Origin of the sequence: Enterobacter soli ATCC BAA-2102 (assembly GCF_001654845.1) — a bacterium.
Lineage (GTDB): Bacteria > Pseudomonadota > Gammaproteobacteria > Enterobacterales > Enterobacteriaceae > Enterobacter > Enterobacter soli.
Genome location: NZ_LXES01000052.1, coordinates 84,019 through 104,289, shown reverse-complemented (window position 1 = coordinate 104,289; position 20,271 = coordinate 84,019). Strand labels below are relative to the sequence as shown.

The following is a 20,271-nucleotide window of genomic DNA, read 5'->3' as shown; positions in this document are numbered from 1 at the left end:
TTGAAAGACGACGAGTATGATGGAAGGATGGCAGCGCGCCTTCGTATTGCATAGTCGTCCCTGGAGCGAAACCAGCCTTATGCTGGACGTCTTCACGGAAGAGTCGGGTCGCGTGCGCCTTGTTGCTAAAGGCGCACGTTCCAAACGTTCTAATCTGAAAGGCGCATTACAGCCTTTCACACCGTTGCTGGTCCGTTTTGGCGGGCGAGGGGAAGTGAAAACCCTGCGCAGTGCTGAAGCCGTCTCTCTGGCGCTCCCCCTTTCTGGTATCACGCTTTACAGCGGCCTATATGTCAATGAACTCATCTCACGCGTTCTTGAACATGAGACTCGCTTCTCTGAACTTTTCTTTGATTATCTGCACTGTATCCAGGCACTTGCTGGTGCAACCGGCACGCCGGAACCGGCGCTGCGCCGTTTCGAGCTGGCGCTGCTGGGGCATCTTGGCTACGGCGTGGATTTTTTGCACTGCGCAGGTAGCGGTGAGCAGGTAGACGACACGATGACGTACCGTTATCGCGAGGAAAAAGGCTTTATCGCCAGCATCGTCATTGATAACAGTACATTTACCGGGCGGCAGCTCAGGGCGCTGTATGAACGCGAGTTCCCGGATGCTGATACCCTGCGCGCGGCAAAACGCTTTACCCGAATTGCACTCAAGCCGTATCTTGGTGGCAAGCCCTTAAAGAGCCGCGAATTATTCAGGCAGTTTATGCCGAAACGTTAACGTTTTACCCCTCACCCCAGCCCTCTCCCGGAGGGAGAGGGGGAAGGGAAATGAACCAAAATACCGAGGATTGTCATGGCTGAATTACTGTTAGGCGTCAACATTGATCATATTGCCACGCTGCGTAATGCACGCGGCACGGCGTATCCTGATCCGGTTCAGGCGGCATTTATCGCTGAGCAGGCTGGCGCTGACGGCATTACCGTTCACCTGCGTGAAGACCGCCGCCACATCACCGACCGTGACGTGCGCATTCTGCGTCAAACGCTGGATACCCGCATGAATCTGGAAATGGCCGTCACGGAAGAGATGCTGACCATCGCCTGCGACACCAAACCGCATTTCTGCTGCCTGGTGCCGGAAAAACGTCAGGAAGTGACCACTGAAGGTGGGCTGGATGTGGCAGGCCAGTTCGACAAAATGCGTGATGCCTGCAAACGCCTGGCGGACGCGGGCATTCTGGTTTCGCTGTTTATCGATGCTGATTTCGACCAGATTAAAGCCGCTGCTGACGTGGGCGCGCCATACATCGAAATCCATACCGGCTGCTACGCAGATGCCGAAGACGATGCCACTCAGGCTAAAGAGCTGGAGCGCATTGCTAAAGCTGCCACCTATGCGGCAGGTCTGGGTCTTAAAGTTAACGCGGGCCACGGCCTGACCTATCACAACGTCAAAGCCATCGCAGCATTGCCAGAAATGCATGAGCTGAATATCGGTCACGCCATTATTGGCCGTGCGGTGATGAGTGGCCTGAAAGAGGCGGTATCAGAGATGAAACGCCTGATGCTGGAAGCGCGCAAGTAATGGCTATTCTGGGCTTAGGCACGGATATCGTCGAAATAGCCCGCATTGAAGCGGTGATCGCCCGTAGCGGCGATCGCCTTGCACGACGCGTGCTAAGTGATAACGAATGGGCCATCTGGGAAGCGCATCAGCAGCCGGTGCGTTTTCTGGCAAAGCGTTTTGCGGTGAAAGAAGCGGCCGCCAAAGCCTTTGGTACGGGCATTCGCAACGGTCTGGCGTTTAATCAGTTTGAAGTGTTTAACGATGAACTGGGCAAGCCGCGCCTGCGTTTATGGGGCGAAGCGCAGAAGTTGGCCGAGAGACTCGGCGTGGCGCATATGCACGTGACAATCGCGGATGAACGCCACTACGCCAGCGCGACGGTGATTATCGAAAGTTAGAGACAGACCCTTACAGTTTGTCCGCGTGGTGCATCAGGACAAACTTATCCCACAGCTGTTCTTCGCTTTCAACGTGTGCCGGATCTTTGAGGATCGTATTGGGGATTGGGCACACTTTCTGGCAGGTCGGTGTTTCGTAGTGGCCGATACATTCCGTGCAGCGGTCGCTGTTAATCTCATAAATGCTGTCACCCATCGAAATCGCCTCGTTTGGGCATTCGGGTTCGCACATATCGCAATTGATGCATTTTTTGGTGATTAACAGCGCCATCAGGAATTTCTCAGAAACAACACAAACAGGGCGGGCATTATATGCGCATTCCCTGTTCAAACCAATTTTTTTACCAGCTCCTCGCTGTGGCGAATACGTTCCGGAGCGTGTTCCAGATCCTGCTGAACCAACGCCATAAACAGAAGGTCCGTCAGCATCATTTGGGCACTGGTGGATGAGATAGCCGCGCTGCGCGTCGCCTGCTCTTCCGCAATGGTATACAAACAGCGCGTTGCCCGTTGTTGCAGGGCATTAGGGGTAAAACCCGTGATCGCCAGTATTTTCCCGCCAACGCGCAGGGCCTCATCGGTAGCCATGTTGATCTCGCGACGCTCGCCGGAATAGGAGATAGCCACCAGTAAATCATCAGGCTCCATCGCCTGCACCGTAGCAAGCAGAGCGTGCATATCAAGCTCGACAATGCCGTTGTAACCAATTTTGGTCAGCTTCCAGCCAAAATTACGCGCCACCAGACCCGACGCGCCAATCCCGGTCAAAATGATCCGCCGCGCGGTACGCAGCATCGCCACGCTTTCCAGCAATTTTTCTTCTGTATTGACGTCGAGTGTGGCGTGCATCGCTGCCACATTCTCTTTGATCAGTTTTTCCCCCACCAGCCGCATCGGGTCATCACCGCGGATCTGGTTGTGCACCGGCATAGACTGCGGGTTGGGATTGCTCACCAGCGCTTCGCTGATGGCAAGTTTTAAAGCCGGGAAACCTTTAAAGCCAATCTTCTGGGCAAATTTCACCACGCTGGACTGGCTCACTCCCGCTTCGCTCGCCAGCTGCTGCGAGCTGAGATGGCGGGCGTGGTCGGGCTGCGTCAGCAGGAAATCCGCCAGCTTTTTATCGCTCTGGGCAAAGCCTGCGTAACGCTGGCGGATGCGGATTAAACAGTTCATACGTTCTCCTGGCGAAAATGTGATTGCTGCTGCAAATAAAGAAATTTGCTCGCCTGAATGAATTTTATATTCCATTATAGTGTGATTATTATGAATTAAAAATTCTTGAGGTACAAAAGATGAATCTTGGCTCACTTGTTTCTGAAACGCGCAACCCGCAAACCATGGATCTGGACGCACTCTCCACGCTGGAGCTGGTTAACCGTTTTAATCAACAGGATACGCTGGTCGCGCAGGCAGTGAAAGAGACATTACCGGAAGTGGCAAAAGCTGTCGATGCGGCAGCCACCGCACTGAAATCGGGTGGCCGCATCATCTATATGGGCGCGGGAACCAGTGGGCGTCTTGGCGTGCTCGATGCCTCTGAATGTCCGCCAACGTTCGGTGTACCGCATGGGCTGGTTATCGGGCTTATCGCCGGTGGCCCGGGTGCGCTTCTGAAAGCCGTAGAGGGCGCGGAAGACAACAAACAGCTCGGGGAAGATGACCTGAAAGCGCTGAATCTGAGCAAGCGGGATCTGGTCGTCGGGCTGGCGGCATCCGGGCGCACGCCGTATGTCATCGGCGGGCTGGAATATGCTAACCACACTGGCTGCACCACGGTTGCTATCTCGTGCAATCCTGGCTCGCCGATTGCGCAGGTCGCCGCCATTGCTATTTCCCCGGTCGTCGGGCCTGAGGCGCTTACCGGCTCCACACGTCTGAAATCCGGCACGGCACAAAAGCTGGTGCTCAACATGATTTCAACCGGCGCGATGGTCAAGTTTGGCAAGGTGTACCAAAACCTGATGGTGGATATGAAAGCCACCAACATCAAGCTGATTGACCGGGCCTGCCGGATGGTGGTGGAAGCCACAGGCGCAAGCCGCGAAGAGGCGGAATCCGTCCTCAGACAGACGGATTATGATGTGAAACCCGCCATTCTGATGATTTTAAGCGGGCTGGATGCAACCGCTGCGAGAGCAAAACTCGATACGCATCATGGGTTTTTACGGGCGGCTTTAGAAAACTAAAACAGAGGCGTGTATGGAAAAAACGGCAGCGCTCGCCAGCGGTATTTTGCAGGGGATTGGCGGGGAAAAAAATATTCAGCGTCTGGAAAACTGCATGACGCGTGTGCGTGTTGAAGTGCATGACGACGAGCAGCTTGACCTGCCGCGCCTGAAGCAGCTTTCCGGGGTGAGCGGATACGTTAAACAAGGGCAGCAGCATCAGCTGATTGTCGGCCCGGGTAAAGCCGCACAGGTGGTGGATGCCATGCGGGCGTTGATGGGGGGAGAAGCCACCGCCTCGTTTGACGATGCTGAACGCACCAAAGCGCAGGCAAAGGCAAAATACAAAGCCCCAATGAGCGATGCGCTGCGGCAGCTGGCAAACGTCTTTATTCCACTGATCCCGGCCTTCATTGCCTCCGGTTTGATCACCGGGATCATCAATATCCTTAAGCGCCCGGATATCGTGGGGGACTTTGCCACCCACTATCCAAACTTGCTGGGTATTCTGGCCATTTTCGGCAGCGCCGTGTTTGCCATTATGAATATTCTGGTGGGGGTCAACACCGCAAAAGTATTTGGTGGCTCGCTGGCAATGGGTGGCGTGATGGCCGGGATCCTCTCCAGCCCGCAACTGGCGCAGATCACCCTGTTTGGTGAAGCCCTACAGCCCGGGCGTGGTGGCGTCATCGCCGTGCTGCTGGTGGTCATCCTGATGTGCTGGATTGAGAAAAAGCTGCGTACCCTGCTACCGGGTTCGATTGAGCTTATCCTTAATCCACTGCTCACCACCCTCATTACCGGTAGCGTGGCGATTGTTGCACTGCAACCGCTCGGCGGCTGGATTTCAGAAGCCATCGCCCACGGTGCTTCTTTGGCTATCGACCGGGGCGGTTTGCTGGTGGGCGCAGTATTGTCAGGGACGTTCCTGCCGCTGGTGTTAACCGGTTTGCATCAGGGTCTGGTGCCCATTCACGTTGAGCTGGTACAAGCGCACGGTTATAACGCCTTGCTGCCGATCCTGTCGATGGCGGGCGTCGGGCAGGTTGGCGCGGCTATTGCGGTACTGATGAAGACCCGCAACACACGTCGGAAGAAGGTGATTAAAGGGGCGCTGCCGGTCGGATTGCTGGGCATTGGCGAGCCGCTGATCTTCGGTGTAACCCTGCCGCTCGGCAAGCCTTTCCTCGGGGCATGTCTGGGCGGTGCTGTAGGCGGCGCGCTCATCAGCTACTGGAAAGTGGCAACGGTGATCACCTTTGGCATTTCCGGTTTGCCGCTGGCGTTAACCATCGTGACCGGAAAAGTCATGCTCTATCTGTTAGGCTATCTGGTAGCGGTGATCGCCGGGTTCTTGTTTACCTGGCTGTTAGGATTCAACGACCCAGAGGAGTAAGGTTTGGCTAATCACGAGCGTCGTGTTGTCTTTTTTGACCTGGACGGAACGCTGCATCAGCAGGATATGTTTGGTACGTTTATGCGCTACCTGCTACGGCGTCAGCCGCTGAATGCACTGCTCGTACTGCCTCTCTTACCGGTTGTTGGCCTGGCATTGCTGATTAAAGGGCGCGCTGCGCGTTGGCCGATGAGCCTGCTGTTGTGGGGCTGCACATTCGGCCACAGCGAAGCGCGGCTTAAACAGCTCGAACGGGATTTTGCCCACTGGTTTCGCAGTCATGTGATCGCGTTTCCGGTTGTGCAGGAAAGGCTGACACGATACCTCGCTGAAAATGATGCGGATATCTGGCTGATTACCGGTTCGCCGCAGCCGCTGGTGGAACAGGTCTACGCCGATACACCGTGGTTACCGCGGGTTAATCTTATCGCCACTCAAATCGCCCGCGGTTACGGCGGCTGGGTGCTGACTATGCGCTGCCTCGGGCACGAAAAGGTGGCGCAACTGGAAAAGCGGATCGGCACGCCGCTTCGCCTCTACAGCGGCTACAGCGACAGCAAGCAGGATAACCCTCTGCTCTATTTCTGCCAGCACCGCTGGCGTGTGACCCCGGTTGGTGAACTTCAGCAACTCGAATAGTCTTATGCGGAAGTGGTGTGTATAATGCCGCCCGCTTTAGACTGGAGTATCTAACGTTGTCCAATCCCGAACACAATCATGAATACTGGATGCGCCACGCGCTGACGCTGGCCCAACGCGCCTGGGAAGAGGGCGAAGTGCCCGTGGGTGCGGTTCTTGTTCATAACAACCAGGTGATTGGAGAAGGGTGGAACCGTCCTATAGGCCGCCACGATCCCACGGCTCATGCTGAAATCATGGCGTTACGCCAGGGTGGGCTGGTGCTGCAAAACTACCGTCTGCTGGATACCACGCTGTATGTCACCCTGGAACCCTGTGTTATGTGCTCCGGGGCCATGGTGCACAGCCGTATTGGCACGCTGGTGTTTGGTGCGCGGGATGAAAAAACCGGTGCGGCAGGTTCACTGATGGATGTGCTTGGTCATCCGGGCATGAACCATCAGGTCAAGACTATCGGCGGGGTGCTTGCACCAGAGTGTTCGGGGCTACTAAGTGACTTCTTTCGAATGCGCCGGCAGCAGAAAAAGCAACAAAAGGCAGAATTGAAGCCGTCGGACGATTAACTTCGTTCGGCAAGACCACCGGATAGCTTTGTGCCAGCTGTTTTGCCTCTACCGCTTCTTTTTCTTTTTCAAGCAGATAACCTACCAGACTAATCTGGTACTTACGGATATTCTCCACATAGGCGTAAGCCTCATGCCCGCGCGCGTAACCATAGGTCAGCTTGTTGTACCAGGGTTTTTGGCTCAGTAACGGCAGCCGCTGTTTTACATCTGACCAGCTATCCGGGTTGCCTTTTGTTTTTGCCGTCAGTGCGCGCGCATCAAGCATATGCGCGTAGCCCATGTTATAGGCCGCTAGCGCAAACCAGATACGCTCTTCTTCCGGCACTGTCTCCGGCACTTTGGTCATCATATCCTGCAAATATTGTGCGCCACCGCTGATGCTCTGTTCTGCATCGGTCCGGTCGCTAATGCCAAGGCTCTGTGCAGTATTTTTGGTCAGCATCATTAAACCACGCACGCCGGTTGGCGAGGTGGCCTGAGTGTCCCAGTGGGATTCCTGATAAGAAATCGCCGCCAGCAGCCGCCAGTCAATCTCCTGGGCGTATTTCTCGAACAAAGGTTGCAGGTCTGGTAGCACGCTATCTACCGCACGCAGAAAACTCCGGGTATCGACATAATCAAAGTCTTCACCGTGACCCAGATATTTCTCTTCCAGGCGCGCCAGGGTCCCGTCTTCATTAATTGAATTAAAGAAATCGAGCATGGCGGCGGACAGGGTTTGATCGTCATCGAGCTGGCTAAACCAGGTGACAGGCTGTTCATCGGTTACATCAAGCGCCACGGCGATTTCCGGATGTACGCGCTGGAAAAGGCTGATGGCCACGGAGTCAGCGATGGTGTAAGCCAGCTTTTTGTCTTTGACCTGCTCCAGCAGCGCGGTGGTGCCAAGCTTAGGATCTACCGTCCAGCTGAGATCCGGGTATTTCTTTTCTTTGAGAGTTCGCAGGTCGTCAATCACCACATGGCCCGGGGCGATAGCGAGCTGCTGCTCATTAATAGAGGCAAGGGAACGCGGGCGCGGGTTTCCCACGCGATAAACCAGCTGCTGTGAAACCGAATAGTAGGTTGGCCCGGGTTGATAATTCTTGCTGCGCTCGCTGTTATACACCAGCCCGGCGGCCAGGATATCGGCATCGTCGTTATCCAGGTCATCGAACAGCTGGCTGATATTCTGGCGAACGGTAATTTTGAGCTTTACGCCGAGGTAATCGGCGAACTGCTGGGCCAGTTCATAATCCAGGCCAATGGTTTTGCCGTTGATGTCACCGTAAATCAGCGGGGAACTCAGGGTACTGACGCGCAGCTCCCCCCGCTCTTTAATCGCGGCGATACGGTTTTCGGCTTTGCCGAACCAGGGGATAGAAGGCCAGAGGGCCACTGCCAGCAGCAAGGTAACTATGCCGATGAGCAGATAATTAATCTTTAATTTTTTCAATTAGTTAATTCTCTGCGACGCCGGGTGCCTCAGTGTGCTGTAGCCATGTGAAGAATAAGGTTTGTCATTGAATGTGCGGCATTTTGCGCAAACTTACGCCAGTTGGCAACAAATTAGAGAGAGAGGTCACATCTATTGTTAAATGTCGCGGTCGATTTTATTTCGACGCAAACGGTTTCGTCGGCGCTCAGGATTCTCTATAATGACGCCCGTTTTCCCCCCTTGCGCACACTGTAAGCGCCCCGGCGCTTCGAAGACGAGAGACTTATGATGGAAATTCTGCGTGGTTCGCCTGCACTGTCTGCCTTCCGTATCAACAAACTGCTGGCACGTTTTCAGGCAGCCGACCTTCCGGTAAGCAATATTTACGCTGAGTATGTCCATTTTGCTGACCTGAATGCACCCCTGAATGCAGAGGAGCGAGTACAGCTGGAACGCCTGCTCAAGTATGGCCCAAGTCTGAGCAGCCATACGCCAACCGGCAAATTAATCCTGGCTACGCCTCGCCCTGGTACCATCTCCCCCTGGTCTTCCAAAGCCACCGACATTGCCCACAACTGCGGCCTGAGCCAGATTAACCGTCTGGAACGTGGTGTGGCGTACTATGTGGAAGCCTCTACGCTGACGGCCGAACAATGGCAGGCCGTTGCCGCTGAACTGCACGATCGCATGATGGAGAGCGTGTTTACCTCTCTGGACGACGCGCAAAAACTCTTCTCCCATCATCAGCCTGCGCCTGTTCAGAGCGTGGACCTGCTGGGGCAGGGCCGTCAGGCGCTGATTGACGCCAACCTGCGTCTCGGCCTGGCACTGGCTGAAGATGAGATTGATTACCTGCAGGATGCGTTCGTTAAGCTGAACCGTAACCCGAACGACATCGAACTCTACATGTTCGCGCAGGCCAACTCCGAACACTGCCGCCACAAAATCTTCAACGCCGACTGGGTTATCGACGGTGAACAACAGCCGAAGTCGCTGTTCAAAATGATCAAAAACACCATGGAACAAACTCCTGACCACGTGCTGTCTGCTTATAAAGACAACGCCGCGGTGATGGAAGGTTCTGAGGTGGGCCGCTTCTTCGCCGACCGCGAAGCAGGGCGCTATGACTTCCACCAGGAGCCTGCGCATATCCTGATGAAGGTTGAAACCCACAACCACCCGACGGCGATCTCTCCGTGGCCGGGTGCGGCAACCGGCTCTGGCGGTGAAATCCGCGATGAGGGCGCAACCGGACGTGGTGCAAAACCGAAAGCCGGTCTGGTGGGCTTCTCTGTTTCCAACCTGCGTATCCCGGGCTTTGAACAGCCGTGGGAGGAAGATTTCGGTAAGCCAGAGCGCATTGTGACTGCGCTGGATATCATGACCGAAGGCCCGCTGGGCGGCGCAGCGTTCAACAACGAATTTGGTCGTCCGGCGCTGAACGGTTACTTCCGTACCTACGAAGAGAAAGTGGACAGCCACAACGGCGAAGAGCTGCGCGGCTACCACAAACCGATCATGCTGGCCGGTGGGATCGGTAACATTCGTGCCGATCACGTGCAGAAAGGCGAGATCGTCGTTGGTGCGAAGCTGATCGTACTGGGTGGCCCGGCAATGAATATCGGCCTGGGCGGCGGTGCGGCCTCTTCAATGGCATCTGGTCAGTCTGATGCGGATCTCGACTTCGCTTCTGTACAGCGTGACAACCCGGAAATGGAACGTCGTTGCCAGGAAGTGATCGACCGCTGCTGGCAGCTTGGCGAAGCTAACCCAATTCTCTTTATTCACGACGTGGGCGCGGGCGGTCTGTCTAACGCCATGCCGGAACTGGTCAGCGACGGTGGTCGCGGCGGCCGCTTTAACCTGCGCGACATCCTGAGCGATGAGCCAGGCATGAGCCCACTGGAAATCTGGTGTAACGAATCCCAGGAACGCTACGTGCTGGCTGTTGCCGCTGACCAGTTGCCGCTGTTTGACGAGCTGTGCCGCCGCGAGCGCGCACCTTATGCCGTTATCGGTGAAGCCACCGAAGAACAGCACCTCTCCTTAAGCGACACTCACTTTGACAACCAGCCAATCGATCTGCCGCTGGACGTGCTGCTGGGCAAAACGCCGAAGATGACCCGCGACGTAACAACCCGTAAAGCGGCGGGCAAGACGCTGGATCGTCAGGACATTACCGTTGCAGAAGCGGTTAACCGCGTTCTGCACCTGCCTGCTGTGGCGGAAAAAACCTTCCTGGTCACCATCGGCGACCGTACCGTAACCGGTATGGTGTCGCGCGATCAGATGGTTGGTCCGTGGCAGATCCCGGTGGCGAACTGCGCCGTGACCACCGCAAGCCTCGACAGCTACTACGGCGAAGCAATGGCGCTGGGGGAACGTACTCCGGTAGCCCTGCTGGACTTCGCAGCATCTGCGCGTCTGGCGGTAGGTGAAGCGCTGACCAACATCGCGGCCACCCAGATTGGCGACATTAAACGTATCAAATTGTCAGCTAACTGGATGGCGGCGGCTGGTCACCCGGGAGAAGATGCTGGCCTGTATGAAGCGGTGAAAGCGGTAGGTGAAGAGCTGTGTCCTGCGCTCGGCCTGACCATTCCGGTGGGTAAAGACTCCATGTCGATGAAAACCCGCTGGCAGGAAGGCAACGAGCAGCGCGAGATGACGTCTCCGCTGTCGCTGGTGATCACCGCATTTGCCCGCGTGGAAGATGTGCGTCATACCATCACCCCGCAGCTGGCGATCGAAGACAACGCCCTGCTGCTGATTGACCTGGGTAAAGGCCACAACGCACTGGGCGCAACCGCGCTGGCACAGGTTTACCGTCAGCTTGGTGATAAACCTGCCGATGTGCGCGATGTAGCACAGTTAAAAGGTTTCTACGACGCCATTCAGGCGCTGGTTGCTCAGCGCAAACTGCTGGCCTACCACGACCGTTCAGACGGTGGTCTGCTGGTCACGCTGGCGGAAATGGCCTTTACCGGCCACTGTGGTGTGGAAGCGAACATTGCCACGCTGGGTGAAGACCGACTGGCTGCGCTGTTCAATGAAGAGTTGGGTGCAGTGATTCAGGTTCGTGCCGCAGATCGCGACGCCGTTGAAGCCGTACTGGCTCAGCACGGCCTGGCCGATTGTGTGCATTATCTGGGTAAAGCCGTTCAGGGCGACCGCTTCGTGATTGAAGCCGACGGCCATGCGGTGTTCAGCGAAAGCCGCACCACCCTGCGTATGTGGTGGGCAGAAACCACCTGGCAGATGCAGCGCCTGCGTGACAACCCGGAATGTGCCGATCAGGAACACGACGCAAAAGCCAACGATAACGATCCTGGCCTGAACGTGAAGCTCTCCTTCGATATCAATGAAGACATTGCTGCACCGTACATTGCGACCGGCGCGCGTCCGAAAGTGGCCGTGCTGCGTGAGCAGGGCGTTAACTCCCATGTTGAGATGGCGGCTGCCTTCCACCGTGCAGGCTTTGATGCCATCGACGTGCACATGAGTGACCTGCTGGCAGGGCGTACCGGTCTGGAAGATTTCCAGGCGCTGGTGGCGTGCGGCGGCTTCTCTTACGGTGACGTACTAGGTGCGGGTGAAGGCTGGGCGAAATCTATTCTGTTCAACAATCGCGTGCGTGATGAATTCGAAACCTTCTTCCACCGTCCGCAGACGCTGGCACTGGGTGTATGTAACGGCTGCCAGATGATGTCTAACCTGCGTGAACTGATCCCGGGCAGCGAAGCCTGGCCGCGCTTTGTACGTAACCAGTCCGACCGCTTCGAAGCGCGTTTCAGTCTGGTCGAAGTCACGCAAAGCCCGTCCCTGCTGTTGCAGGGGATGGTGGGCTCGCAGATGCCAATTGCGGTTTCTCACGGCGAAGGACAAATCGAAGTACGTAACGCGGCACACCTTGCCGAGCTGGAAAGCAAAGGTCTGGTGGCGCTGCGCTTCGTCGATAACTTCGGTAAAGTCACGCAAACCTACCCGGCTAACCCGAACGGCTCAGCGAACGGTATCACCGCCGTCACCACTGAAAACGGCCGTGTGACCATCATGATGCCGCACCCGGAACGTGTATTCCGCACGGTGAGCAACTCCTGGCACCCGGAAAACTGGGGCGAAGACAGCCCGTGGATGCGTATTTTCCGCAACGCGCGTAAACAGTTAGGGTAATCGGTTCTGCCGGGCGGCACTACGTTTGCCCGGCCTACGTTCTTGCTCTTGTCAGCCCGGTAAGCGTGAGCGCTACCGGGCTTTTTTGTCCTTGTCGCAAAATCGCGACAATCCTGTGAGTCAGGTGTCTCCAAAAGGAGACATTTAACTCATTGATTTATATATGGCAGTTAAGGTTCCCGTTAAGGTGTTGCTGAATAGCGACACTTAGCCTGAAAATCATTCAACTGATAATTTACAGGCTAAATGAGTAAAAATTATATATTTCAATAAGTTAATATTTTGTTTTGCATTCTGGCACGGCTGTTGCATAATAATAACCAGTGGCTCATTCACCCTCTTATGTCAGCCCCTTCGGGACGTGCTACATAAACTTCGAATGACGCACAAAAAGGTGCCTGCCGTCCAACTACTGATAAAAGCATTGCTTATCAGGCCAGGGCGTAACGTCGAGTTAGGCACCGCCTCATTCCACAACAAAGCCGGGTTTTTACCCGGCTTTGTTGTATCTGAAGGGCAGACTCAGTTACGCTCTCCTGAAACCAACATGAAGAGAGTAATGTGTTGAAACGCTGGCCTGTTTTCCCTCGTTCCTTGCGACAACTCGTGATGATGGCGTTTTTGCTGATCCTGCTGCCTCTGCTGGTGCTGGCGTGGCAGGCATGGCAAAGCCTGAATGCACTGAGTGCTCAGGCTGCACTGACCAACCGTACTACGCTGGTCGATGCCAGGCGTAGTGAAGCGATGACCAACGCTGCGCTGGAGATGGAGCGTAGCTACCGCCAGTATTGTGTTCTGGACGATCGCACGCTGGAAAAGGTGTATCAAAATCAACGCAAGCGCTACAGCGAAATGCTGGATGCGCACGCAGGTGTCCTGCCTGACGACAAGCTGTATCAGGCGCTGCGTCAGGATCTTAACGATCTGGCTCAGCTTCAGTGCCACAACAGTGGCCCGGCAGCCTCTGCCGCCGCGCGCCTTGAAGCCTTTGCCAGCGCGAACACCGACATGGTTCAGGCTACGCGTACGGTGATTTATTCCCGTGGGCAGCAGCTGCAACAAGAGATTGCCGAGCGAGGCCAGTTCTTTGGCTGGCAGGCGCTGGTGCTGTTTTTGGTCAGCCTGGGGCTGGTACTGCTGTTTACCCGTATGATTATCGGCCCGGTGAAGGGGATCCAGCGCATGATCAATCGCCTGGGCGAGGGGAAATCGCTGGGTGATACGGTCGCTTTCAAGGGGCCGCGCGAATTACGCTCCGTCGGGCAGCGGATCATCTGGCTTTCCGAGCGCCTGGCCTGGCTCGAATCTCAGCGGCATCAGTTTTTACGCCATATCTCCCATGAACTCAAAACGCCGCTCGCCAGTATGCGCGAAGGCACAGAGCTGCTGGCTGACGAGGTCGCAGGGCCATTAACCGTCGAACAAAAAGAGATTGTCGAGATCCTGGATGCCAGCAGCCGTAATTTGCAAAAGCTCATCGAGCAACTGCTGGATTACAACCGCAAACTGGCTGATGGTGCGGTGGTTCTGGAGAAAGTCGCGATAGCGCCGCTGGTGGATATGGTTATCTCTGCACACAGCCTGCCAGCAAGAGCTAAAATGATGCATACCGAAGTGGAGCTTGGCGAGTCAGTCTGTTTTGCCGAGCCGATGTTGTTAATGAGCGTGCTGGATAATCTTTATTCCAATGCGGTGCACTATGGTACTGAATCCGGTAACATTTATATCCGTAGTTATACCAATGGCTCGCGTGTGTTTATTGACGTAGCCAATACGGGAACCCCGATCCCTGATGATGAAAAAGCGATGATTTTCGAACCCTTTTTCCAGGGGAGCCATCAGCGAAAAGGTGCGGTTAAAGGAAGCGGTTTGGGGCTGAGTATTGCCCGCGACTGCATACGGCGAATGCAGGGTGAGCTCAATATCGCCAGTGACGAACGCTCGGATGTGTGCTTTCGTATCGAACTGCCTCTTGGGCCGGAAAAATCAATACAATGAATCTATGTCTGGTGAGTATGTCACACGTCTTTTCCCGCGCAGTGCGCGCGGTGTTTTCCAGCAAAAAATTACGCCTGGGTTTGCCATGTCTTCTGCTGGCAGGCTGCGTTTCCCATGCACCCACGAGTGCTATCAGTGATAAACCTGATGCCAAATGGCCAGAGAATCAACTGGCCGATTTTCTGACAACGGGATGCGACGATATCTGGAATTTATCGGGGCATGACGTTGAAGCAAACCCGCTGTTCTGGTTGCGGGGTATCGATTGCTCGCAGCGCCTTGCGCCGACAACAGCTCGTTCCAAGGCAGCAATGTGGGACGATGACACCTGGCAGGACGCGTTTAAACGCGCAATCTTACTGGCCGATGCCAAAATTACGCCTGTCGAACGTCGTGCCAATACCTCACGTCTGGACGGGCTGGCAACAAGCATTCCGGCGCAGGTTCGCCCGGTGTATCAGCTCTGGCGGGACGGACAGGTGCAGCAACTTCAGTTGGCTGAAGAGCGCTCACGCTACGGCAAGTTGCAGCAGTCCAGCGATGCTGAACTCGATACGCTGCGCCAGCAGCAGGATTATTTACGTGCTCAGCTTGATACCACCACGCGCAAGCTTGAAAACCTGACCGACATTGAAAGACAGCTTTCAACGCGTAAACCGGCGAGCAACTATCTGCCTGATGGATCAAAGGGGAGTTCGCCATCCACCTCGCCGGATCAGGATAGCGACACGAAACAAGAGGATGTGAAGCCATGACAAGCCGCAAACCTGCCCATCTCTTGCTGGTGGACGATGATCCTGGATTGTTAAAACTGCTGGGAATGCGTCTGGTCAGCGAAGGCTATAGCGTGGTCACCGCCGAAAGCGGGCAGGAAGGGCTGAAAGTGCTCAGTCGCGAAAAGATTGACCTGGTGATTAGCGATCTACGCATGGACGAGATGGACGGGATGCAGCTGTTTGCGGAGATCCAGAAGCAGCAGCCGGGGATGCCGGTTATCATCCTCACTGCCCACGGCTCTATCCCCGATGCGGTCGCTGCCACGCAGCAGGGCGTATTCAGTTTTCTGACCAAACCCGTCGATAAAGATGCGCTTTATAAAGCCATCGACAGCGCGCTTGAACACACCGCACCGTCTGGTGATGAAGCATGGCGGGAATCCATCGTGACCCGCAGCCCCGTCATGTTACGCCTGCTCGAACAGGCACGGATGGTGGCACAGTCTGACGTCAGCGTACTGATTAACGGCCAGAGCGGAACCGGGAAAGAGATCCTGGCGCAGGCTATCCACAATGCCAGCCCGCGCAGCAAAAATGCCTTTATCGCCATTAACTGTGGCGCACTGCCGGAACAGCTGCTGGAGTCTGAGCTGTTTGGTCACTCGCGCGGGGCCTTTACCGGCGCGGTGAGCAGCAGAGAAGGGCTGTTCCAGGCCGCAGAAGGCGGCACGCTATTCCTTGATGAAATTGGCGATATGCCTGCGCCGTTGCAGGTTAAGCTGTTGCGCGTATTACAGGAACGCAAAGTGCGTCCGCTGGGCAGTAACCGCGATATCGACATCAACGTGCGCATCATTTCAGCGACCCACCGTGATTTACCTAAAGTGATGGCGCGCAACGAGTTCCGTGAAGACCTTTACTACCGTCTGAACGTTGTGAACCTCAAAATCCCCGCGCTTGCCGAGCGTGCGGAAGATATCCCGCTGCTGGCGAACCATTTGCTGCGCCAGTCTGCCGATCGTCATAAACCCTTCGTCCGTGCTTTTTCGACCGATGCCATGAAGCGCCTGATGACCGCAAGCTGGCCGGGGAACGTGCGTCAGCTGGTCAACGTTATCGAGCAATGTGTCGCGCTCACCTCGTCGCCGGTGATCAGCGATGCGCTGGTGGAGCAGGCGCTCGAAGGGGAAAACACGGCTCTGCCGACTTTTGCAGAGGCACGTAACCAGTTCGAGCTAAACTATTTGCGTAAGCTACTGCAAATTACCAAAGGCAACGTGACTCACGCGGCGCGAATGGCCGGGCGTAACCGCACAGAATTCTACAAATTGCTGTCGCGGCACGAGCTGGAAGCGAACGATTTTAAAGAGTAGTACCGCAAAAACCGAATGAATATGATACTGTGAGCAACCGATTACGAGGCAGCTTACTGGCAAGAGTTTAAGGACCCACCATGAAAAAGATTGATGCGATTATTAAACCTTTCAAACTGGATGATGTACGTGAAGCACTGGCTGAAGTCGGCATCACCGGGATGACCGTAACAGAAGTGAAAGGTTTTGGTCGCCAGAAAGGCCACACCGAACTGTACCGTGGTGCAGAGTACATGGTGGACTTCCTGCCAAAAGTGAAAATCGAAATCGTGGTGAGCGATGACATCGTGGATACGTGTGTGGATACCATTATCCGTACGGCGCAGACGGGTAAGATTGGCGACGGTAAAATTTTCGTCTTTGACGTGGCGCGCGTAATTCGAATCCGTACCGGCGAAGAAGACGACGCGGCGATTTAACATTGCCAACGGTTTTGTAGGCCGGGTAAGGCGCAGCCGCCACCCGGCGAAAAAAAGCCCCTCGAACGAGGGGCTTTTTCATTACAGCACCTTATGCGGGCCGAAGCACTCATAATGAATGCTGTCTTTATTTACGCCCAGCTCAACCAATTGCTTCGCTGCATACTGCATAAATGCTACCGGGCCACATACATAGAACTGCATATCCGGTGCGCTAAATGCCCCTTCATGCTGGCTTAAGTCGATCAAACCTTCGCTGTCGAAACGCGCAGCCGCGCGGTCAGCATCGGTTGGCAGACGATACCATGTATGCGCGTTAAAGCGCGGCAGATCCGCCGCCAGCGTTTTCACTTCATCCGCAAAGGCATGAACGTCGCCGTTTTCTGCGGCGTGGAACCAGTTTACCTGCGCACTGTGGTGAGCTTTCGCCAGCGTATCCAGCATCGCCAGCATTGGTGTTTGACCAACACCTGCGGAGATAAGCGTCACCGGTGTATTGGCGTCAACAGCCATAAAGAAATCACCCGCAGGCGCGGCCAGATGCACCACATCACCCACGCTGGCTTCGTTGTGCAGCCAGGTAGAGACCTGACCGCCGTCTTCGCGTTTCACGGCAATGCGGTAGCCTTTGCCGTCAGGCTTACGGGTCAGAGAGTACTGGCGGATCTCCTGGTGCGGGAAACCTTCTGGTTTCAGCCATACGCCCAGGTATTGACCCGGCTGATAATCTGCCACTGGCTTGCCATCCACAGGTTCAAATTCAAAGCTGGTAATCAGCGCGCTGCGTGGCGTTTTTTCGACAATACGGAATGCGCGAGTACCTTCCCAGCCGCCATTTTTACTGGCGTTTTCGCTGTAGATCTGCGCTTCGCGATTAATAAAGACGTTTGCCAGCACGCCGTAGGCTTTACCCCATGCGTCCAGCACTTCCTGACCCGGGCTGAACATCTCATCGAGCGTTGCCAGCAGGTGACCGCCAACGATGTTGTACTGCTCTGGTTTGATCTGGAAGCTGGTATGTTTCTGCGCAATTTTCTCTACCGCAGGCAGCAGCGCCGCCAGGTTTTCGATATTGCTGGCATACGCTGCGATGGCGTTAAACAACGCTTCGCGCTGATCGCCGTTACGCTGGTTGCTCATGTTGAAAATCTCTTTGAGCTCCGGGTTATGCGTGAACATACGATCGTAGAAATGGGCGGTGAGTTTAGGACCGGTTTCGACCAGCAGGGGAATAGTAGCCTTAACGGTAGCGATGGTTTGAGCGTCGAGCATGAGCGCATCCTTCTGATGTTACTTTAATGATGTATTTTAAATGCATCTTATAAAAAATACCCCTGCGTTGTAAATGGTTCTTTGCATCGTGAAAAATTTGCATCACAAACCTGAAAAGAAATCCGTTGAAAAGGGTGAGGGCTTTATTCCTCAAACCCTTGCGTGGCGTGGAGGTAAACGTTTGCGTAAAATCGTTTGTCAAGACCTGTTATCGCACAACTAATCAGTTATACTGTTGCCCGTCGTCCAACAGGACTGCCTTTTCAGGCCAAAATTTTATTGTTAGCTGAGTCAGGAGATGCGGATGTTAAAGCGTGAAATGAACATTGCCGATTATGATGCCGAACTGTGGCAGGCTATGGAGCAGGAAAAAGTACGTCAGGAAGAGCACATCGAACTGATCGCCTCCGAAAACTACACCAGCCCGCGCGTTATGCAGGCGCAGGGTTCTCAGCTGACCAACAAATATGCTGAAGGTTACCCGGGCAAGCGCTACTACGGCGGTTGCGAATACGTTGATATCGTTGAGCAACTGGCGATTGACCGTGCAAAAGAACTGTTTGGTGCTGACTACGCTAACGTGCAACCGCACTCAGGCTCTCAGGCTAACTTCGCGGTTTACACCGCTCTGCTGCAACCGGGTGATACCGTTCTGGGTATGAACCTGGCGCAAGGCGGTCACCTGACTCACGGCTCCCCGGTTAACTTCTCCGGCAAACTGTACAACATCATCCCTTATGGTATTGATGAGTCCGGTAAAATTGACTACGAAGACATGGCTAAGCAGGCTAAAGAGCACAAACCGAAGATGATCATCGGTGGTTTCTCTGCTTACTCCGGTATCGTTGACTGGGCAAAAATGCGTGAAATCGCAGACAGCATCGGCGCATATCTGTTCGTTGATATGGCGCACGTTGCAGGTCTGATCGCCGCAGACGTTTACCCGAACCCGGTTCCACATGCTCACGTTGTGACTACCACCACCCATAAAACCCTGGCAGGTCCACGCGGTGGCCTGATCCTGGCGAAAGGCGGTAGCGAAGAGCTGTATAAGAAACTGAACTCTGCCGTCTTCCCAAGCGCGCAGGGCGGCCCGCTGATGCACGTCATCGCGGGTAAAGCGGTTGCGCTGAAAGAAGCAATGGAGCCTGAGTTCAAGGTTTATCAGCAGCAGGTTGCTAAAAACGCCAAAGCGATGGTGGAAGTGTTCCTGAACCGTGGCTACAAAGTGGTTTCTGGCGGTACTGAAAACCACCTGTTCCTGCTGGATCTGGTTGATAAAAACCTGACCGGTAAAGAAGCTGACGCTGCCCTGGGCCGCGCCAACATCACCGTGAACAAAAACAGCGTACCAAACGATCCGAAGAGCCCGTTTGTGACCTCCGGTATCCGTATCGGTTCTCCGGCTGTGACTCGCCGTGGCTTTAAAGAAGCTGAAGTGAAAGAGCTGGCTGGCTGGATGTGTGACGTTCTGGACAATATCAATGACGAAGCGGTTATCGAGCGCGTTAAAGGTAAAGTTCTGGATATCTGCGCACGCTTCCCGGTTTACGCATAATTATCCTGCTTTGCAGAAATAAAAAAGGCCGCGATTGCGGCCTTTTTTGTGTTTAACGCCTGTCGAGGGATATTGCGCCAGGCCCGGTTATCGCCAGCAAAATAAACGCGCCAGCAATACTGACGTTCTTGTAGAAGTTAATCATATTTGGCACCACGGCATCACCGGTCAAATTCCAGTAATGGTGACCAATCACCGCCGTTCCCAGCGTATAGAAAATAAAGAGCACGGCAATAGGGCGGGTGAAAAAGCCCAGCACGATAAGAATAGCCGCGGGGACTTCCATCACTACCGCGATAATGGCTGCCAGCATGGGCGCTGGTGCACCAAGGGATGTCATATATTGCACCGTGCCGCTAAAGCCGGTCATTTTCGGAAAGCCAAAAATAATAAACAGCACAACAATCGCGATACGGGCAATCAGCAACAACAAGTGACGAGACTGGCCGAAATCAAAATAACGTAGAGAGTTCATAGCAGGCTCTTTTTTCGGTGGGACCTGATTTAAAACTAATACACAAACCGGCAGCCTGCCATTCAGCTTTTCTTCATAAATCAGCCGTAAGGATGATATTCATTTTTCGCCATTCAGCATGGTAACCCGGGGCGATAAAATAGAGGTCATTGCGCCATCTAAGCCCTGTGAAGTGTGGGTGTTATTT

Annotated in this window: 18 protein-coding genes; 13 read left to right on the top strand and 5 right to left on the bottom strand. The window is 54.8% G+C overall.

Annotated elements, in window-relative coordinates; translation table 11 throughout:
* The first annotated feature begins 19 nt into the window (after positions 1 to 19).
* The 3 genes from recO (at position 20) to acpS (ending at position 1,914) form a co-directional block, all read left to right on the top strand.
* Positions 20 to 727 carry a DNA repair protein RecO gene (recO, locus tag M987_RS22590; protein ID WP_041162269.1) on the top strand — a complete coding sequence of 236 codons (708 nt, stop codon included), beginning with the start codon at positions 20 to 22 and terminating at the stop codon, positions 725 to 727.
* A gap of 75 nt (positions 728 to 802) precedes the next feature.
* On the top strand, positions 803 to 1,534 hold the full coding sequence (gene pdxJ, locus M987_RS22585) for a pyridoxine 5'-phosphate synthase (RefSeq protein ID WP_014071372.1): 732 nt from the start codon (positions 803 to 805) through the stop codon (positions 1,532 to 1,534).
* Positions 1,534 to 1,914: a holo-ACP synthase gene (acpS, locus tag M987_RS22580; RefSeq protein ID WP_014071371.1), complete on the top strand. Its 381-nt coding sequence runs from the start codon at positions 1,534 to 1,536 to the stop codon at positions 1,912 to 1,914. Before pdxJ ends, acpS begins: the two co-directional genes overlap by 1 nt.
* Positions 1,915 to 1,924: 10 nt before the next feature.
* Here the strand turns inward: acpS and M987_RS22575 are convergent, their stop codons facing one another.
* A complete protein-coding gene (locus tag M987_RS22575; RefSeq protein WP_014071370.1) occupies positions 1,925 to 2,185 on the bottom strand; it encodes a YfhL family 4Fe-4S dicluster ferredoxin in 261 nt (86 codons plus the stop codon).
* A gap of 56 nt (positions 2,186 to 2,241) precedes the next feature.
* The gene (locus tag M987_RS22570; RefSeq protein ID WP_014071369.1) at positions 2,242 to 3,090 is read right to left on the bottom strand and encodes a MurR/RpiR family transcriptional regulator; all 849 of its coding nucleotides are present in this window, start codon (positions 3,088 to 3,090) and stop codon (positions 2,242 to 2,244) included.
* A gap of 119 nt (positions 3,091 to 3,209) precedes the next feature.
* On the opposite strand from M987_RS22570, the gene murQ reads away from it, so the two are divergent.
* Genes murQ through tadA form a run of 4 tightly spaced genes read left to right on the top strand, consistent with a single transcriptional unit; the run spans position 3,210 to position 6,680 of the window.
* Complete coding sequence (gene murQ, locus M987_RS22565; protein WP_014071368.1) at positions 3,210 to 4,103, top strand: N-acetylmuramic acid 6-phosphate etherase; 894 nt, start codon at positions 3,210 to 3,212, stop codon at positions 4,101 to 4,103.
* A gap of 13 nt (positions 4,104 to 4,116) precedes the next feature.
* Positions 4,117 to 5,478: a PTS transporter subunit EIIC gene (locus tag M987_RS22560; RefSeq protein WP_014071367.1), complete on the top strand. Its 1,362-nt coding sequence runs from the start codon at positions 4,117 to 4,119 to the stop codon at positions 5,476 to 5,478.
* Positions 5,479 to 5,481: 3 nt separating this feature from the next.
* Positions 5,482 to 6,117, top strand: a complete 636-nt coding sequence (gene yfhb, locus M987_RS22555; RefSeq protein ID WP_014071366.1) for a phosphatidylglycerophosphatase C — start codon at positions 5,482 to 5,484, stop codon at positions 6,115 to 6,117.
* Positions 6,118 to 6,173: 56 nt separating this feature from the next.
* The gene (gene tadA, locus M987_RS22550) at positions 6,174 to 6,680 is read left to right on the top strand and encodes a tRNA adenosine(34) deaminase TadA (protein ID WP_041162105.1); all 507 of its coding nucleotides are present in this window, start codon (positions 6,174 to 6,176) and stop codon (positions 6,678 to 6,680) included.
* Here the strand turns inward: tadA and mltF are convergent.
* Positions 6,568 to 8,118: a membrane-bound lytic murein transglycosylase MltF gene (gene mltF / locus M987_RS22545; RefSeq protein ID WP_014071364.1), complete on the bottom strand. Its 1,551-nt coding sequence runs from the start codon at positions 8,116 to 8,118 to the stop codon at positions 6,568 to 6,570. The genes tadA and mltF overlap by 113 nt on opposite strands.
* A gap of 267 nt (positions 8,119 to 8,385) precedes the next feature.
* On the opposite strand from mltF, the gene purL reads away from it, so the two are divergent.
* The 5 genes from purL (at position 8,386) to glnB (ending at position 16,779) form a co-directional block, all read left to right on the top strand.
* A complete protein-coding gene (gene purL / locus M987_RS22540; RefSeq protein ID WP_014071363.1) occupies positions 8,386 to 12,273 on the top strand; it encodes a phosphoribosylformylglycinamidine synthase in 3,888 nt (1,295 codons plus the stop codon).
* 564 nt (positions 12,274 to 12,837) lie between these two features.
* Positions 12,838 to 14,271: a two component system sensor histidine kinase QseE/GlrK gene (qseE, locus tag M987_RS22535; protein WP_041162268.1), complete on the top strand. Its 1,434-nt coding sequence runs from the start codon at positions 12,838 to 12,840 to the stop codon at positions 14,269 to 14,271.
* Positions 14,268 to 15,026: a two-component system QseEF-associated lipoprotein QseG gene (qseG, locus tag M987_RS22530; protein WP_014071361.1), complete on the top strand. Its 759-nt coding sequence runs from the start codon at positions 14,268 to 14,270 to the stop codon at positions 15,024 to 15,026. Before qseE ends, qseG begins: the two co-directional genes overlap by 4 nt.
* Positions 15,023 to 16,360 (top strand): two-component system response regulator GlrR, encoded by a 1,338-nt coding sequence (gene glrR, locus M987_RS22525; protein WP_014071360.1) that lies wholly within the window; start codon positions 15,023 to 15,025, stop codon positions 16,358 to 16,360. The genes qseG and glrR overlap by 4 nt, the downstream gene beginning before the upstream one ends.
* Positions 16,361 to 16,440: 80 nt before the next feature.
* Entirely contained in the window at positions 16,441 to 16,779 is a 339-nt protein-coding gene (glnB, locus tag M987_RS22520; RefSeq protein ID WP_003860685.1) for a nitrogen regulatory protein P-II, read from the top strand.
* An 81-nt stretch (positions 16,780 to 16,860) separates the two neighbouring features.
* Here glnB and hmpA read toward each other — a convergent pair whose 3' ends face one another.
* Entirely contained in the window at positions 16,861 to 18,051 is a 1,191-nt protein-coding gene (gene hmpA / locus M987_RS22515; RefSeq protein ID WP_014071359.1) for an NO-inducible flavohemoprotein, read from the bottom strand.
* Between the two features lie 304 nt (positions 18,052 to 18,355).
* Here hmpA and glyA point away from each other — a divergent pair, with 304 nt between their 5' ends.
* The gene (gene glyA, locus M987_RS22510) at positions 18,356 to 19,609 is read left to right on the top strand and encodes a serine hydroxymethyltransferase (RefSeq protein ID WP_014071358.1); all 1,254 of its coding nucleotides are present in this window, start codon (positions 18,356 to 18,358) and stop codon (positions 19,607 to 19,609) included.
* Between the two features lie 52 nt (positions 19,610 to 19,661).
* Here the strand turns inward: glyA and M987_RS22505 are convergent, their stop codons facing one another.
* Positions 19,662 to 20,084: a DoxX family protein gene (locus M987_RS22505; protein WP_014071357.1), complete on the bottom strand. Its 423-nt coding sequence runs from the start codon at positions 20,082 to 20,084 to the stop codon at positions 19,662 to 19,664.
* Positions 20,085 to 20,271: the final 187 nt, after the last annotated feature.

Bases quoted from the DNA above. Each gene is read 5' to 3' on its own strand.
- pdxJ (WP_014071372.1), top strand. From the start codon at position 803: ATGGCTGAATTACTGTTAGGCGTCAACATTGATCATATTGCCACGCTG.
- qseG (WP_014071361.1), top strand. From the start codon at position 14,268: ATGAATCTATGTCTGGTGAGTATGTCACACGTCTTTTCCCGCGCAGTG.
- M987_RS22505 (WP_014071357.1), bottom strand. From the start codon at position 20,084: ATGAACTCTCTACGTTATTTTGATTTCGGCCAGTCTCGTCACTTGTTG.
- acpS (WP_014071371.1), top strand. From the start codon at position 1,534: ATGGCTATTCTGGGCTTAGGCACGGATATCGTCGAAATAGCCCGCATT.
- M987_RS22575 (WP_014071370.1), bottom strand. From the start codon at position 2,185: ATGGCGCTGTTAATCACCAAAAAATGCATCAATTGCGATATGTGCGAA.
- M987_RS22560 (WP_014071367.1), top strand. From the start codon at position 4,117: ATGGAAAAAACGGCAGCGCTCGCCAGCGGTATTTTGCAGGGGATTGGC.
- glyA (WP_014071358.1), top strand. From the start codon at position 18,356: ATGTTAAAGCGTGAAATGAACATTGCCGATTATGATGCCGAACTGTGG.
- glrR (WP_014071360.1), top strand. From the start codon at position 15,023: ATGACAAGCCGCAAACCTGCCCATCTCTTGCTGGTGGACGATGATCCT.
- purL (WP_014071363.1), top strand. From the start codon at position 8,386: ATGATGGAAATTCTGCGTGGTTCGCCTGCACTGTCTGCCTTCCGTATC.
- glnB (WP_003860685.1), top strand. From the start codon at position 16,441: ATGAAAAAGATTGATGCGATTATTAAACCTTTCAAACTGGATGATGTA.
- hmpA (WP_014071359.1), bottom strand. From the start codon at position 18,051: ATGCTCGACGCTCAAACCATCGCTACCGTTAAGGCTACTATTCCCCTG.
- recO (WP_041162269.1), top strand. From the start codon at position 20: ATGGAAGGATGGCAGCGCGCCTTCGTATTGCATAGTCGTCCCTGGAGC.
- murQ (WP_014071368.1), top strand. From the start codon at position 3,210: ATGAATCTTGGCTCACTTGTTTCTGAAACGCGCAACCCGCAAACCATG.
- M987_RS22570 (WP_014071369.1), bottom strand. From the start codon at position 3,090: ATGAACTGTTTAATCCGCATCCGCCAGCGTTACGCAGGCTTTGCCCAG.